The sequence below is a fragment of the Chryseobacterium sp. PTM-20240506 genome (assembly GCF_048296755.1).
Lineage (GTDB): Bacteria > Bacteroidota > Bacteroidia > Flavobacteriales > Weeksellaceae > Chryseobacterium > Chryseobacterium proteolyticum.
The window spans coordinates 51,945-67,218 of sequence record NZ_CP182581.1; the positions used below are offsets into that span (position 1 = coordinate 51,945).

Below are 15,274 nucleotides of genomic sequence, written 5' to 3' on the forward strand. Positions count from 1 at the left end.
TAAAAAAAATAAGAATAATTTAGTTGAATCTTTTCCAAAGATAGTTCATGGTTAATTTATGTGTTTATTCTGCAAAAGTATTTATAAAATTAATATTATTTTTTTGCATTTTGGTCTTAATTTTTGTCATTTGTCAATTAAATTAATTTCAAAATCGCTTACATTTGTTATATGATACATGACCAACGCGCAGAGAAATTCAGGCAGATTGTAGAAAATAAATTCCAGATCTACAATTCATTATTTATGAGTTTGCCTTATGATAAAATGACCAATATCGGGATGTTACTCCCATTTTTATACGAAGAAAGCAAAAACGGTTACGAGGCCGGAAAGACCCCTGAAGAAATCGTAGAGGAGTTTTTTAAAAGCCATACCGACCTGCATACTGAGGAACAGAAACTGGAATTGCTTTTTAAAATCATACAATATATCGAAAGGCAGGTAGTTTTATTTGACAGTATTGAAGATGCTGCCTTTCCGAATCTACATTCGGAGAGCGATAATGGAACGGTAACCAATCTTTTTGAGCGCTCCCAGCAGGATCATAAACTTGAAAAAGTTCGTGAAAAGTTGAGGGATTTTACAGTAAAGGTTGTGTTCACCGCTCACCCTACACAATTTTATCCAAGTTCTGTACAGAGGATCATTCAGGATTTAAGGTCAGCGATTACCACTGATTCTGTTACCAATATTGATATGCTTCTTCAGCAGCTGGGAAAAACTCCTTTTGTTAATAAAGAAAAACCGACTCCTATTGATGAGGCATTGAGTATCATTTCCTATTTACGCTATGTGTATTACGATACCATTGGTGAATTGTTTACCAAGATCAGAAAAACATTCGGAAACGGACATTTTCATTTGCATGAAGATATCATACAGCTTGGTTTTTGGCCGGGAGGAGACCGGGATGGTAACCCTTTTGTAACGGCTGATGTTACCAAAAGAGTCGCTGAAGAACTTCGTTCTGCAATTTTAAAATCTTATTACAGCCATTTAAAATTTATCAGAAGACGTTTAAGTTTCAGAGGCGTGTCGGAAGTTTTACAACAGCTTAATGATGAATTGTATGCGGCTATTTTTAATAACCACAAAATTACCACTGAAGATATCCTGAAAAGGGCAGATGAAGCAGAACATTTTCTTATACGGGAACATAACTCATTATTTTTAGATCTTCTCGTGAATTTCAAAGACCGGGTTAAAATTTTCGGGACCCATTTCGCCACATTAGATATTCGTCAGGACAGCAGGATCCATCAGCAGGTTATAGATGAAGTTTTTGCAAAATTATATGGAGATAAGGAAGCTGATCATAATGAAAAATTCAACCGATTAATTCAGGATTTAAAAACAGTTAAGGCTGATGATTTTGAAGGCATTGTAAAGGATACTTTGCTTACTGTTTCAGAAGTTGCTGAAATTCAGCAATTGAATGGTATGAGAGGAATGAACCGTTATATTATATCCAATTCCGATGCTGTGAAAGATGTGATGAATGTATATGCATTTTTCAAAATTTGCGGTTATCAGGAAGAAAATATCAATATGGACATTGTTCCTTTGTTTGAAACCATGGAAGGGCTTGATAATGCTGAAAAGGTAATGAAAGAACTTTACGAAAATCCGGTTTATAAAAAACATCTTGAAAAAAGAGGTAATCAGCAGACCATTATGCTGGGCTTTTCCGATGGAACAAAGGACGGTGGGTATTTAAAGGCCAACTGGGAGATTTACAAGGCTAAAGAAGTTCTTACTAAACTTTCCGAACAAAGGGGGATCAAAGTCGTATTTTTTGATGGAAGGGGAGGACCTCCGGCCAGAGGAGGGGGCAAGACCCATGATTTTTATGCTTCTCAGGGAAATACCATTGCCAATAATAAAATTGAGCTAACCATTCAGGGACAGACTATAACCAGTATTTTTGGAAATAAAGAGCAGGCAAAATACAATTTTGAGCAACTATTAACGGCGGGAGTGGAAAACGATGTATTTAAAAACTCTAAAAAAGACCTTACTGAAAAAGAAAGAAAGCTGATCAGTGAACTGGCAGAGATCAGTTATAAAAAATATTCCGATCTGAAAGCACATCCGATGTTCGTTCCGTACTTGCAGGAAATGAGTACATTGGAATACTATGGTAAAACGAATATTGGAAGCCGTCCATCAAAACGAGGAAACGGGAACGAATTGAAATTCGAAGACCTAAGGGCTATTCCATTTGTTGGTTCGTGGTCCCAGCTGAAGCAGAATGTGCCGGGATTTTTTGGTTTTGGTTTTGCCATGGAGGAAATGAAAAAGCAGGGAAGGTTTGAAGAAGTAAGAGAATTATACAAAGGTTCGGACTTCTTTAAAACTTTAGTTTTAAACTCTATGATGAGTATGAATAAATCTTATTTCCCGCTTACTTACTATATTAAAAACAATCCGAAATTCGGAGCATTCTGGAATGTGCTCTTTGAAGAATATAACCTTTCAAAAGATATCATGCTTGAACTTACCGGATTTACCATGCTTCAGGAAGAAGATCCATTGTCAAGAAAATCTGTAAAGATCCGTGAAAAGATTGTATTGCCTTTGTTAAGCATCCAGCAATATGCTTTAATGAAGATCCAGAAAGGAGAAGGGAACAAAGAAGCTTATGAAAAGCTGGTAACAAGATCATTGTTTGGAAATATTAATGCGAGTAGGAACTCAGCTTAGCAAACGATCTCAAAACTATTATAATTAATCTCGTTATAACAAAGCCACTCAATTTGAGTGGCCTTTGTTTATTCTTTTATAAATTTCTCATAATAAGATTTATCTTTTGTCTGAATCTTAAGGTAATAAGTACCTTTCGGAAAATGCTCAACTTTAATCGACTTTTGATGGTTGCTCCGGATGATGAGCCTACCCAGGTTATCATAAACTTCCAATGAAATAACATCTGCTTCTGATGCGACATTTAGAATGCTTTTTACAGGATTTGGAAATATAGCAACTTTTTGCTTTTTTACCACTTCGGAAGTGTTTAAAGTTCCATTATAGAAGTTTCCGAAATTAAGAATCCCATAACCCATCTGATCTGTGTAGGAAGGATATAACGAGGCCGTTTGTCGTAATTTATTTTTCATCAGATCTCGGTTCATATTAGAAAAAGCCTGAATTAAGCAAGCTACTCCACCTGCAGCAATTGGTGTTGCAATTGAGGTTCCGGTAGCAGAAGTTATTGAATTATTGAAAACAGTAGCAGAAGCAGTACCTCTTGTACTGCCGTCTGGCTTTATTACACCCAACGTATTAGGCCCGAAAGATGAAAATCCGGATGAGATTCCGGAAGAATCTACTGAGCCTATTGTAAAGACCTGGGGATTATCTGCAGGAGTGCTGATATAATGCCAGGGAAGCTGTCCCGAGTTTCCTGCTGCAATTAAAACAAAAATACCTTTGGTTGTTGCAATCCCGGCGGCTCTGGCTATAAAAGATGTGCTTCCATTCATATCAGAATACTGATAATTATATCGTGTATCATCAAATGTGGTATATCCCAGAGATGTAGTAATAAGGTCGACCCCTTTTCTATCAGCTTCCTCTGCTGCTTCAATCCAGTATAATTCTTCTTCCGGAATTTCTACAAGGGAATTTTCGCTTCGGTAAAGATAGAAATCAGCATCAGGTGCAGAACCGACAAATATATCCTGAATATAACCTCCAATTGCGCCTAAAACAACAGAGCCATGGACATTGAGTGATGGGTTATAAATATCATTAGTTTTAGTAACAAAATCAAACCCTCCCTTTATTTTATTATTGGTCCATAATCTGGCAAAAGCAGAGCCTGTGTTTACTGTCGGAAAGCCGGTGTCTATAACTGCGATGGTTATACCATTTCCCGTAAAGCCTGCAAGATGAAGAGGTCTTAGATTGATCTGATCAATTTGTTCTGAGCCTGAACCATAATCAAATGTGGTCAGGTTTTTATTTGTATTGTCAAAATTTTCCCATTTATTAGGGTTGGTCTGTTTGATCCCTGCAGAAGCATTTCTTGCAAAACTTTCTACTGACTGGACATAGGGTTGTGACTGGAGTGTTGCAATCTGAGCTAAAGAGGCATTTACGGCTACTCCGTTAAGCCATTTTGAGTAATCGGTAACTGTAAAACCAAGGTTTTGGATATTCTGAATATAAGATTGCTCAATAGGAGCATCCTGATCATTCAGGGGAATTCCCAAAGCCGCTCGTCTGTTCAATGATTTCTGGCTAAGCTCAGAAAGGGGATTAGCATAAAATGCTGACTTATTAGGCTTATCAGTGAAATACACGAATACCAGTGCTGTTTGTGCAAAAGCCAGAGAGTAACCGGTTAAGAAACAAAAGAGTAGAGTTTTCTTCATGGTGTTATTTTGTATAAAGGTAAAACAAAATCAATAAAATTTTTGAATGGATTGTAAATTCCTTATTTTTACGGAAATATTTATTTATGAAAAAAATTCAGATGGTTGACTTGCAAAGTCAGTATTACAAGATAAAGAATGATGTAGATAATGCAGTATTAAATGTAATGGATTCAGCGGCTTTTATAAACGGCCCAGAAGTGAAGTCTTTCCAGAATGAATTGGAATCTTATTTAGACGTAAAGCATGTTATTCCTTGTGCAAACGGGACTGATGCTTTACAGATTGCTTTGATGGCTTTAGACCTTAAAGAAGGAGATGAGGTGATCACTGCTGATTTTACTTTTGCAGCTACTGTAGAAGTTATTCATTTATTGAAACTTAAATCTGTTTTGGTAGATGTAGATTACGATACATTCACAATTTCCACGGAACAGATTAAAAAAGCAATTACTCCGAGAACGAAAGCGATCATTCCCGTACACATTTTCGGACAATGTGCTAATATGGAAGAAATTCTGAAAATTGCTGAAGAGAATAACTTATTCGTTATTGAAGACAATGCGCAAGCAATTGGTTCAGACTATACGTTTTCCGATGGAACTGTAAAACAGGCAGGTACGATGTCTACGGTAGGTACCACCTCATTCTTTCCATCTAAAAATTTAGGTTGCTATGGAGACGGAGGAGCTATCTTTACCAATAACGATGAACTGGCACACCGTTTAAGAGGAATTGTTAATCATGGAATGTATGAAAGGTACTATCATGATGAAGTAGGAGTGAACTCTCGCTTAGACAGTATTCAGGCTGCTATTTTAAGGAAAAAACTTCCTAATCTTGATTCCTATAATGAAGCGAGAAGAAAAGCTGCGGATTATTACGATGAGGCTTTTGCGGGAAACCCAAACATATTAACACCAAAAAGAGCCGAAAACACAACCCACGTATTTCATCAGTATACTTTAAGAATAGTAAACGGAAAACGTAATGAGTTACAAAAATTCCTTGCAGAAAAAGAAATTCCTGCGATGATCTATTATCCGGTAGCATTAAGAAAGCAAAAAGCTTATTTCCAGGAAAGTAATGATGCAGATTTTGTAAATACGGATAAATTATTGGATCAGGTGATTTCTCTTCCGATGCATACAGAATTGGATGAAGAACAGTTGAAGTATATTACGGATGCTGTGCTTGAATTTATGGGATAGAATGAAAAAAAGATTATTCAAATATAAGTGGTTAAATGCTCTTGTAATTGTATTCAATTTTTGTATACTTTTTATATTTGGTTTTGCCACTTTTGATGTTTATAATCTTTTTAAAAGTGAGTCTGATAGCATTTCCAGTGGAAAATATTTTGCGCTGTTGATCTTAGCATTTGGCTTTTTATTTAGCTTTATAAGCTTAATCCTGGTTTTGTTAAAATTATCGAAAAGTTTATTTTTTTTAAACTTATTTTACGGACTTCTTATTGTAATGTTTTTAGGGGTTTTGACTACTGTGTTTATACAAGAATTTGGTAAGATGGAAGAAGATATTCCTTTATTTGAATATGTAATGTTGTTTGGATTTATTTGTGTTACAACATGGCTGATCATACTAATTAACAAGTACAGATATAACGAGGTAAAATGTGATAACATTGAATTTATAGGACAAAAAGAAGAATAAAAATCAAAATATAAACATAAATGGCAATACTCGTAACCGGAGGTCTTGGATATATAGGTTCCCATACTGTAGTGGAATTACTTAATAATAACTTTGATGTTGTTATTGTAGATGATTTGTCTAACTCTGAAAGATTTATTTTAAATAATATAGAAGAGATTACCGGAAAGAAACCTGTTTTTTATCCCTTTGATCTAAAAAGAAAGGAGCTTTTAAGTCAGGTTTTTGATGCTCATCAGATTGACGGATGTATCAACTTTGCTGCTTCTAAGGCAGTTGGCGAAAGTCAGGTTATACCTGTTGATTATTATGAGAATAATTTATTTTCTCTGATCAATATTCTTCAGGAATTTAAGAAGAGAGAGATCTCTAATTTTATTTTCAGTTCTTCATGTACGGTTTACGGGCAGGCGGATGTAATGCCCATTGATGAAAATACCCCATTAAAAATGCCGGAGAGCGTTTATGGTAAAACTAAACAAATGGGTGAAGAGATCCTTAAAGATTTTGCCAATGCATATAAAAGAAAGATTTCCTTATTAAGATATTTCAATCCTATTGGAGCGCATCCTTCGGGGAAATTAGGCGAATTGCCTATTGGAGTTCCAAATAATCTTGTTCCTTATGTGATGCAGACGGCAGCAGGAATTCGTGAAAAATTAAATATTTGGGGAAATGATTACGACACGGAGGACGGAACACCAATCCGCGATTACATTTATGTTGTTGATCTTGCAAAGGCTCATGTTGCAGCATTAAAAAAATTAATGTCAGATTCTAGTAACAATACCGTTATTGATATTTATAATTTAGGAACCGGAAAAGGATTCTCAGTTTTAGAAGTGGTGAATGCTTTTGAAATGGCAAATGATGTGAAGGTTGCTTATCAGATGTGTGACAGAAGAGAAGGAGATATTATGGTTGCGTATGCCAATGCTGACAAAGCTGAACGTGAGCTGGGGTGGAAGGCTGAAACCAGTTTGCAGGAGGCATTAAAAACAGTTTGGGAATGGCAAAAATACCTGAACTCAAGAAATTTATAATAAATGATTAACAAAATATTTCTCTATGAAAGGAATTGAATAAAAGATTTCTATCTTAGCGAAGTTTTAAATAGACTAATATGAAAACAGAAAGAATAGGGATTACATTCTCTTCATTTGACTTACTTCATGCAGGACATATAAAAATGTTAGAAGAAGCAAAAACCGTTTGCGATTATCTGATTGTAGGTTTACAGATTGACCCCTCCCATGATCGCCCTAATAAAAATAAGCCTACTCAGACCATTGTAGAAAGATATATTCAGCTTAAGGCAGTGAGTGCTGTAGATGAAATTATTCCTTACTATACAGAAGAAGATCTGGAAGACATTTTGAAATCTTTTGTAATAGACGTAAGAATTATAGGAGACGATTATATGGACCGTGATTTTACAGGAAAAAAATACTGCGAGCAAAAAGGAATAGAAATTTATTATAATAAAAGGGACCACCGGTTTTCCTCCAGCGATTTAAGGAAAAGAATTTTCGAAGCGGAGAAAAGCAAAGTACCCGTAAATGCAAAATAAAAAAATCCCGATTATTAATCGGGATTTTTTTTGTATTACATTGGACCACCTTGATCGTCGTCTCCTCCTGCATTAGAATTAATATCTTTTTTTCTTTTCTGTTGTTCCACTTTTTCTCCTTGTTTGAATCTGTATGTAAGAGAGAGTGAAAATTGTCTTGGTTGCCATTGCATGTACATTTCTCTTGTATAATTGGGTCCAAAATTTGTTACTTGTCTTGCTCTAGTATTGAATATATCTTGAATATTAAATGCAATTGTTCCATTTCCTTTCCAAATAGTTTTGGTTGCTCCTAAGTTAAAAAAGTAAATAGATTTTGTCTCCTGACTTGCATTTTTTTGTGCGCCTCGGAAATTTCCTTGAACTTGAATACTAAATGTTTTATCTAACTTGAACGTATTGGCTAATCTGGCTCTGCTCGAAAATCCAGTACCATCATAAGACTGGATGAAATTACCATCTATAAAAAGATCCCCCTTAGTTTTATATCCGAATAGGTCCACGTTCCCCATTATTTTCCACCAGGCAAAAGGATCATAAGTACCATTTAAATCTAAACCATATCGATCTTCTGATCCAACATTAAATGGAGTAGAAGTAAATGAGCCAGGATCAGCAAGGTTTTGAATGATAGCAAATTGTACGTTGTCTTTCTCCTTTCTATAATATAACGTTGGGTTAATGGTTACTTTACTTTTTGATAAGTTGTATCCCAGTTCAAAAGAGTCAATGTATGAAGGGTTTAAATCTGGATTTCCTTGAAACAAGTTTCTAACATCACTAGGCGACGGAATAGGAATCATAAAAAATGATCTTGGCCTATCTATTCTTCTGGAATAGTTTAATAAGATTTGATTGTTTTTGGCTATGTCATAGCTTAAGAAAATACTAGGGAAAAGATTATTATAGTTTTTCTTTTTATTTAAAATAACATCAGTATTTACATCAGGAGTTTGCGGATTTCTATATGGATAAGAAAAGTTTATATTTGAAATCTCATTTCTTAATCCAACTTGATAGCTGAATGCTCCCATCTTACTTTTGAATTGTGCATAAAAAGCATTAAATGTTTCAGTGTAATTAGATAATCCTGTAAATCGGCCCATTACAGTAGGAGGTTGGGTTTGTGATAATTGATTTTGAGCAAAATAATCATAATCATTATCATTGTGATCTAATTTGTATCCAGCATTAAATGTTGAATGCTCACCAATGGGCAATTCATAGTCTAATTTTCCTACTAATGATTTATTTAATGTCTTCACTTTTGTATTTGTAAAAGAGCTAAAAATATCATTGGTAGTTGCTGTAATATCAGAATTATTATTGGATTGATTTCGTTGTAAGCTTACGGATAAAGAAATATTTTGACCTTTATCGTCAAATTTATGATCAATTCCAAAGTCCCCTTGCATACCGGTGTTGGTATTAGCTCCAATAGAATTTCTTGTTGAAAATACGCTACTGCCATTTCTGTTTGTATCAATGTAATTTATAGGATTATCATTGGTATTATCAAACGTTCTAATCGTTCCACTTAAATTAATCGAGGTCTTGGGTGAAATATCATATACTACTCCAGCTGTTGCATTGTAATTATTTGATTTGGTTTTATTTTCGCTGTTTTGATATGCTGATAGAAGGTCTCCTGAAGTATAATTTGTAGTACTTCTATTTTTATTTTTACCTTCTTGATATCCGCCGCCGCCATTTAAAAACCAATTCCAATTACCTTTCTTCCAACTAAGATTTACATTAAGATTTGTTTTTGGAAGATACCCTAAAGTTCCAATTACACTACCATTAAATCCTAATTTATTATTTTTTTTAAGTATGATGTTTAAAATACCTGCTGTACCTGAAGCATCATATTTTGCTGATGGATTAGTAATTACCTCAATCCTATCAATTTGATCAGCTGGAATTGCTTGCAGGGCATTTGCACCGTCATCAATACCTAATAAAGCTGACGGTTTTCCATTAATCAAAAATCTTACATTTGAGCTCCCTCTCATGCTTACAGTTCCATCAGGATCTACGGATACAGATGGTACGTTTTGTAATACATCCTGTAAATTTCCACCAATAGAAGTTAAATCACTTTTTACATCATAAGTTTTTTTATCTAATTCAACCTTATAGGGCTTTGTTGCTTGTACCGTAATCGTTACACCCTGTATATCTCCCGTTTTAAGGTTGGTTGCACTTTTTTCAGGCTCAATGGATAAGGCGCCGATATTTCCTGCAGCTGCAATTTGTTTATTAACTACACTTTTTTTGTAATCAATTGCTTCAACGGTGATGTCGTAATTCCCGGGAGCAAGATCAAGTTTATACTGTCCTTTTTCATCAGTAAGAGCAGCATCACTAAGTAATTTATTTTCTTTATTGCTGAAGGTGACTGAGGCATAAGGAACAGGCTGATTGTTTTTACTAACAATTGTCCCTGATATAGCTGCTTTTTCCTGTCCGAAAGCAAATGCTGCCGCCGAAAGAACAAAAGTAAGCCCTAAGGTTTTTTTTGTAAAAAGGTTAATAATTTCCGTCTGATTCATAAGGTGTTGTTTGTGTAAAATCGTGAAGGGATAACTCCTAATATTATGAAATTATTAATGGGTTAAATTTCAAAATATTACGATTAATTTATTGTTTGTAATAGATATGTCGCTTTTTAAGGCTGGATGTTAATTATGAAATTGTTAAAATAAAGTTAAATTTGCTTTTTATTTTATATTTTTTGAATTAAGCCAGTTTTGATAAGCTTTTGCATTGATTGCATGCTCTTCAGCACTTGCCGTGAATTTGTGATAGCCAAACCTTGTGGGATCAGCGCACATATATATATAACTGTTGTTTTCTGCGTTAAGTACAGCATCTACAGAGTTCTTATCTACAATACATATCGGGCCGGGAGGAATACCGGGATTAGCGTATGTATTGTAAGGAGAGGGCGTAGACAGATGTTTATATAAAACCCTTTTGATTGGCTCTTTAAAATTTGTCTGCTTATTAATAGCATAGATCACCGTAGGATCAGATTGTAATTTCATTCCTTTTCTGTATCGGTTTAAATATAGTCCTGCGATAGTTTTCATTTCATCTTTTTTTCCACCGGATTCTTTATAGACAATGGAGGCAAGTGCATAAATCTGATCTCTTGTTAGCCCGGACTGCTGTTCTTTGTTTTTTCTTTCACTTGTCCAGAAACCATTATATTGATCCTCAAATCTTTTAAAAAAATCTTTAGGACTTACTGTCCAGAAAAAGTTATATGAATCGATAAAAAAATACTTTTTCAGGTCTTCGGCGCTGGTATATCCTTTTTCAGTTGCAATCGTATTGAAATCTTTTACAAATCTGAGTGAATCTAGCTCCGTTTTTTTTGTGACTTTACCGATCATTTGATACATATCACCAAAATCTCCTATTCTAAAGGTATTCTCAGTCTGGTTTCCCGCTTTGATCATATTGACAATATTCGTATTTCCTGTTCCATTCTGGATGTGGTAACGACCCGGTTTGAGATGTTGTTCCAGATCCTTATCCTTTGCTACTCTTTCAAACGACTCTTTATTTTGTATATACGGTCCAATAGAATCAAGGACCTGCTTAAAGCTTGCTCCATGAGGGATTAAAACATATCCTTCTTTTTCTACGTTGTTACCGTAATATGTATTATAAAATCTTAACCCAAAAAATCCTGCTACCGCTACAACAAGCAGTATGATAATGAGAATAGTTTTTTTCATTATTTAATAGTTGATTAAAATTTGTCTGTTTTTTTTAAACCAAGTCAACCTTACCTCTAAAAACTTGTTTTGCCGGTCCTTCCAACCAAATATTCTGGAAAGAATTTCCGTTTTTTTCAGCATACACTTTAAGGTTTCCACCTAAAGTTTTAACTTTTACAGAGATTAGATTGTTTTTTTGTAGAAAGGTTAAAGCAGATGCAGTAACTCCTGTTCCGCAACTGTATGTTTCATCCTCAACGCCTCGTTCATAGGTTCTTACGAAAATTTCATCATCGGTAATTTTTTCAACAAAATTGACGTTGATACCTTTTTCTTTATAGTTTTCTGAATTTCTGATCCCGTTTCCTTCTGCAAAAACATTGTAGGTAACCAAATCTTCGACGTATTTTACATAATGTGGAGATCCGGTATCCATTACAGAATCTGCTCCGTCATTGGAAATGTTGGTAACATCGATCATTTTTAATTTGATGATACCATTATGGATTTCTGCTTCATGTTCTCCATCTATAGCAATAAATTTACATTTGGCTTCAAAGATATCAAGGAAAAAAGCAAACGCAACAAGACATCTACCACCGTTTCCACACATGGTACTTTCTCCACCATCGGAATTGTAATACACCATTTTGAAATCATACTTTTCATCATTTTCCAAAAGAATAAGACCATCCGCTCCAATTCCAAAACGTCGGTCGCAAAGCTTTTCGATAATTGCTTTGTCTTTTGGAAATTGCAGATCTCTGTTATCTACCATTACGAAATCGTTTCCAGTGCCTTGATATTTATAAAATTCCATAATTTCTTTACATTAAAATAAACAAACAAAATTAGTACATTAAAATAAAAAACGGGCAGTAAATACTGCCCGTTTTTTATTATTTAGAATGATTATCTTCTGAATCCGCTTCCGCCTGATCGATTAGAGTTATCTTGCTGAGTATTATTACTTCTAAATCCACTTCCGCTATTTGTATTTATTGTACTATTAGAGTTGGATGAACTGTTACTTCTGAAACCGCTGTTATTTTGAGGTCTTCCAGTATTTTGCTGAGGAACATTTCTATATCCGCTACCCTGATTGCTCTGGCTATTGGAGTTGTTATTTCTGAAACCGCTATTTCCGTTGTTTCTGTTAATATATCCGTTATTGTTATTGTAATTACTATTGTTATAATTACTGTTATTGGTACGTGTATTTTGTAATCCGTTATTAGGTCTCTGAGAAGTAATTGTAGAGCTTCTTCTTTCTACATAAACCCTTCTTCTGTTATTATTGTTCCCATAGTAATAATAAGGAGCACCATTATCGTAATAATAATTGATATCATTTCTATAGTAATATCCATCATTGCCATAATATCCGCCACTTCCGTAGTATCCTGATGGAGCATAATAATACCCGTTATTATAATACGGATCTCCATAACCACCAGCATATCCGTCAGAATATGCCAAACAAGAAGTTAAACTAACTATAGTGAAAAAACTAAACGTTAATTTTAATAAATTTTTCATGACTTTATCTTTCTTTTTTCTTTATAACTTTTTTTCCATTTGACGAATCCTATGATCGCCATTATAGTAAATACCAAATATTGAACCGAAGTGATTCCAAGTCCTTTAAAAATCATCATAGGCATGCAAATAAAATCTCCGATGATCCAGAAAATCCAGTTCTCAATGCGTTGTTTGGCCATAAACCACATGCCTACTAAAAATATAGATGTGGTAAATACATCCAGCCAATTTGCCCAATCAAGATGATGCAATCCTAAATTAGCACCTGCCATGGAAAAATGATTATCTATGTAAGGTTTGTAATAATATATAAAAGTAACGAGTAGTAAGCTAACTGCAAACAGGATGCTGGCAAAGATCCATTCTTTTTTGGTTGCCCATGAAACTTCCACATGAACATTATCTTCTGAATTGTTTGCCCATAAAACCCATCCGTAAACACTCATAGCAGTGTAGTAGATGTTGATCATACAATCGCCCAGCAATCCGAAGTTAAAAAGAATATAAACATAAATAAGGGTCGAAATAATACCAGTGGGGTATACCCAAATATTTTTTTTGATGGAGAAATAGACACTGAGAATGCCGAAAAAAGTTCCTGCGCTTTCCAGCATAATTTGTAAGGTTGTATAGTCTTCATACGGTTTTACAAAGAGGTCATATAGATTCATATGTTCAAATGTGTTCAAAAATAAGCAAAAATTCAATATTGATGAAAAATGAGTTGAATGGTATGTTAATCAGTTTTTTATATCCTTAAATATAAATTTAATAATGAAAGTTTGTCAATAATTGTTAGTATTTGTAAATTTTTTATACTTTCGTAAATCTTAAATAAACAATAAAATATGTCAAAAATTTGGGTTAAGAAACCAATGAGCGCTTATGAAGCTGATATTAAGAAAAGTGAGCTGAAACGCGTTTTAGGAAAATGGAGTCTTACAGCTATTGGAATCGGAGCAATTATCGGAGGAGGAATTTTTGTACTTACCGGGACAGGAGCTTATTACAATGCAGGACCTGCATTAGCACTTTCCTTTGTAATTGCAGGGATTGCCTGTGTATTTGCAGCTTTATGTTATGCTGAATTTGCTTCCATACTTCCTGTAGAAGGTTCGGCTTATGCTTATGCTTATGGAACAGTAGGGGAAATTTTTGCCTGGATTATCGGGTGGGGATTGATTTTAGAATATGCAATGGGATCTATGACGGTCGCCGTATCCTGGTCCGGTTATTTTGGAAAACTCCTTAAAATGTTCGGATTGCATTTGCCTACATGGCTTACTACTGACCCCCAGACTTATTGGGCAGCCGGAAATTCCGGTTTTTCTATGAACTTGCCCGCATTTTTGATTGTATTATTTGTTATATCTATTTTGGTGAGAGGAACAAAGGGAGCTGCAAAAGCGAATAACTTTATTGTAATGCTTAAAGTATCAGCAATCATTTTTGTTATTATTGCCGGTATTTTCTTTATCAATACGGATAACTGGGTTCCTTTCATTCCTGAAGCGACTACTATTACTGAAAATGGGGTTTCCCATTCTGCGTATGGTATAGGAGGAGTTGTTGCAGGAGCCTCTGCAATTTTCTTTGCTTATGTAGGATTCGATGCGGTGTCGACACAGGCAGGAGAGGCAATCAATCCTAAAAAAGATGTTCCTTTTGCTATTATTGCTTCTTTGATCATTTGTACACTTTTATATATATTGGTGTCTCTTGTATTAACGGGTATGATGCATTATACGGATTTCAATCCTTTAGGGAAATATCCTGATGCGATCAAAGCTCCTGTTGCCTATGCATTTGATATTGCTGGTCAGGCCTGGGCTGGTTACATCATTACAATTGCAGCAACTGTTGGATTGATTTCAGTATTGATGGTAATGATCATGGGACAATCAAGAATTTTCCTTGGAATGTCTAAAGATGGATTGATCCCAGCAACTTTTTCAAAAGTAAATCCAAAAACAGGAGTGCCAACCAAGAACTTAATCATCTTGGGAATTCTAATTTCTGTAGTTGCCTCTTTAACACCGATCAATGATCTTGCTCACATGACGAGCTTCGGGACTTTATTTGCTTTCACTATGGTTTGTGTAGCTGTTTGGGTGTTGAGGGTTAAAGAACCTAATCTGCAGAGAAACTTTAAAGTTCCGGCATTGCCATTAATCGCTTGTCTTGGAATTTTAATTAATGTTTATCTGATTTTTAATTTAAGTAGAGAGGCTAAAATGTATTCTTTCGCATGGTTGATCATCGGATTTATTATTTACTTCCTTTATAGTAAAAGAAATTCCAAATTACAAAACGGAGGATACGGAGAAACCTTTAAAGCGGAACAAGAGCCACTGGAAAAACCTGATCTAGATTTGTAA

At 34.8% G+C, this 15,274-nt stretch carries 12 protein-coding genes; 6 read left to right on the forward strand and 6 right to left on the reverse strand.

Features of this window, described 5'->3' with window-relative positions; translation table 11 throughout:
• Positions 1-171: 171 nt before the first annotated feature.
• A complete protein-coding gene (locus ACNFU2_RS00225) occupies positions 172-2,706 on the forward strand; it encodes a phosphoenolpyruvate carboxylase (protein ID WP_418123200.1) in 2,535 nt (844 codons plus the stop codon).
• Between the two features lie 68 nt (positions 2,707-2,774).
• Here the strand turns inward: ACNFU2_RS00225 and ACNFU2_RS00230 are convergent, their stop codons facing one another.
• Positions 2,775-4,379, reverse strand: a complete 1,605-nt coding sequence (locus ACNFU2_RS00230) for a S8/S53 family peptidase (RefSeq protein ID WP_418123202.1) — start codon at positions 4,377-4,379, stop codon at positions 2,775-2,777.
• Between the two features lie 86 nt (positions 4,380-4,465).
• Here ACNFU2_RS00230 and ACNFU2_RS00235 point away from each other — a divergent pair, with 86 nt between their 5' ends.
• The 4 genes from ACNFU2_RS00235 to ACNFU2_RS00250 all read left to right on the forward strand — a co-directional run bounded on the left by ACNFU2_RS00235 (position 4,466) and on the right by ACNFU2_RS00250 (position 7,623).
• Entirely contained in the window at positions 4,466-5,590 is a 1,125-nt protein-coding gene (locus ACNFU2_RS00235) for a DegT/DnrJ/EryC1/StrS family aminotransferase (protein WP_306611551.1), read from the forward strand.
• 1 nt (position 5,591) lies between these two features.
• A complete protein-coding gene (locus ACNFU2_RS00240) occupies positions 5,592-6,053 on the forward strand; it encodes a hypothetical protein (RefSeq protein WP_418123205.1) in 462 nt (153 codons plus the stop codon).
• Between the two features lie 20 nt (positions 6,054-6,073).
• Positions 6,074-7,096: a UDP-glucose 4-epimerase GalE gene (gene galE / locus ACNFU2_RS00245; protein ID WP_418123207.1), complete on the forward strand. Its 1,023-nt coding sequence runs from the start codon at positions 6,074-6,076 to the stop codon at positions 7,094-7,096.
• 80 nt (positions 7,097-7,176) lie between these two features.
• A complete protein-coding gene (locus ACNFU2_RS00250; protein ID WP_273647536.1) occupies positions 7,177-7,623 on the forward strand; it encodes an adenylyltransferase/cytidyltransferase family protein in 447 nt (148 codons plus the stop codon).
• 35 nt (positions 7,624-7,658) lie between these two features.
• Here ACNFU2_RS00250 and ACNFU2_RS00255 read toward each other — a convergent pair whose 3' ends face one another.
• The 5 genes from ACNFU2_RS00255 to pnuC all read right to left on the reverse strand — a co-directional run bounded on the left by ACNFU2_RS00255 (position 7,659) and on the right by pnuC (position 13,567).
• Positions 7,659-10,178 (reverse strand): TonB-dependent receptor domain-containing protein, encoded by a 2,520-nt coding sequence (locus ACNFU2_RS00255; RefSeq protein ID WP_418123209.1) that lies wholly within the window; start codon positions 10,176-10,178, stop codon positions 7,659-7,661.
• A gap of 168 nt (positions 10,179-10,346) precedes the next feature.
• Entirely contained in the window at positions 10,347-11,372 is a 1,026-nt protein-coding gene (gene mltG, locus ACNFU2_RS00260) for an endolytic transglycosylase MltG (RefSeq protein ID WP_418123211.1), read from the reverse strand.
• A gap of 34 nt (positions 11,373-11,406) precedes the next feature.
• Positions 11,407-12,174, reverse strand: coding sequence for a diaminopimelate epimerase (dapF, locus tag ACNFU2_RS00265; RefSeq protein ID WP_418123213.1), 768 nt, complete (start codon positions 12,172-12,174; stop codon positions 11,407-11,409).
• A gap of 92 nt (positions 12,175-12,266) precedes the next feature.
• Positions 12,267-12,893 (reverse strand): hypothetical protein, encoded by a 627-nt coding sequence (locus ACNFU2_RS00270; RefSeq protein ID WP_418123215.1) that lies wholly within the window; start codon positions 12,891-12,893, stop codon positions 12,267-12,269.
• Complete coding sequence (gene pnuC, locus ACNFU2_RS00275) at positions 12,890-13,567, reverse strand: nicotinamide riboside transporter PnuC (protein ID WP_418123217.1); 678 nt, start codon at positions 13,565-13,567, stop codon at positions 12,890-12,892. The genes ACNFU2_RS00270 and pnuC overlap by 4 nt, the downstream gene beginning before the upstream one ends.
• 177 nt (positions 13,568-13,744) lie before the next feature.
• On the opposite strand from pnuC, the gene ACNFU2_RS00280 reads away from it, so the two are divergent.
• Positions 13,745-15,274, forward strand: coding sequence for an APC family permease (locus ACNFU2_RS00280; RefSeq protein ID WP_273647541.1), 1,530 nt, complete (start codon positions 13,745-13,747; stop codon positions 15,272-15,274).

Bases quoted from the DNA above. Each gene is read 5' to 3' on its own strand.
- ACNFU2_RS00270 (WP_418123215.1), bottom strand. From the start codon at position 12,893: ATGAAAAATTTATTAAAATTAACGTTTAGTTTTTTCACTATAGTTAGT.
- dapF (WP_418123213.1), bottom strand. From the start codon at position 12,174: ATGGAATTTTATAAATATCAAGGCACTGGAAACGATTTCGTAATGGTA.
- ACNFU2_RS00235 (WP_306611551.1), top strand. From the start codon at position 4,466: ATGAAAAAAATTCAGATGGTTGACTTGCAAAGTCAGTATTACAAGATA.
- ACNFU2_RS00225 (WP_418123200.1), top strand. From the start codon at position 172: ATGATACATGACCAACGCGCAGAGAAATTCAGGCAGATTGTAGAAAAT.
- ACNFU2_RS00255 (WP_418123209.1), bottom strand. From the start codon at position 10,178: ATGAATCAGACGGAAATTATTAACCTTTTTACAAAAAAAACCTTAGGG.
- mltG (WP_418123211.1), bottom strand. From the start codon at position 11,372: ATGAAAAAAACTATTCTCATTATCATACTGCTTGTTGTAGCGGTAGCA.
- ACNFU2_RS00230 (WP_418123202.1), bottom strand. From the start codon at position 4,379: ATGAAGAAAACTCTACTCTTTTGTTTCTTAACCGGTTACTCTCTGGCT.
- ACNFU2_RS00280 (WP_273647541.1), top strand. From the start codon at position 13,745: ATGTCAAAAATTTGGGTTAAGAAACCAATGAGCGCTTATGAAGCTGAT.
- ACNFU2_RS00240 (WP_418123205.1), top strand. From the start codon at position 5,592: ATGAAAAAAAGATTATTCAAATATAAGTGGTTAAATGCTCTTGTAATT.
- ACNFU2_RS00250 (WP_273647536.1), top strand. From the start codon at position 7,177: ATGAAAACAGAAAGAATAGGGATTACATTCTCTTCATTTGACTTACTT.
- pnuC (WP_418123217.1), bottom strand. From the start codon at position 13,567: ATGAATCTATATGACCTCTTTGTAAAACCGTATGAAGACTATACAACC.
- galE (WP_418123207.1), top strand. From the start codon at position 6,074: ATGGCAATACTCGTAACCGGAGGTCTTGGATATATAGGTTCCCATACT.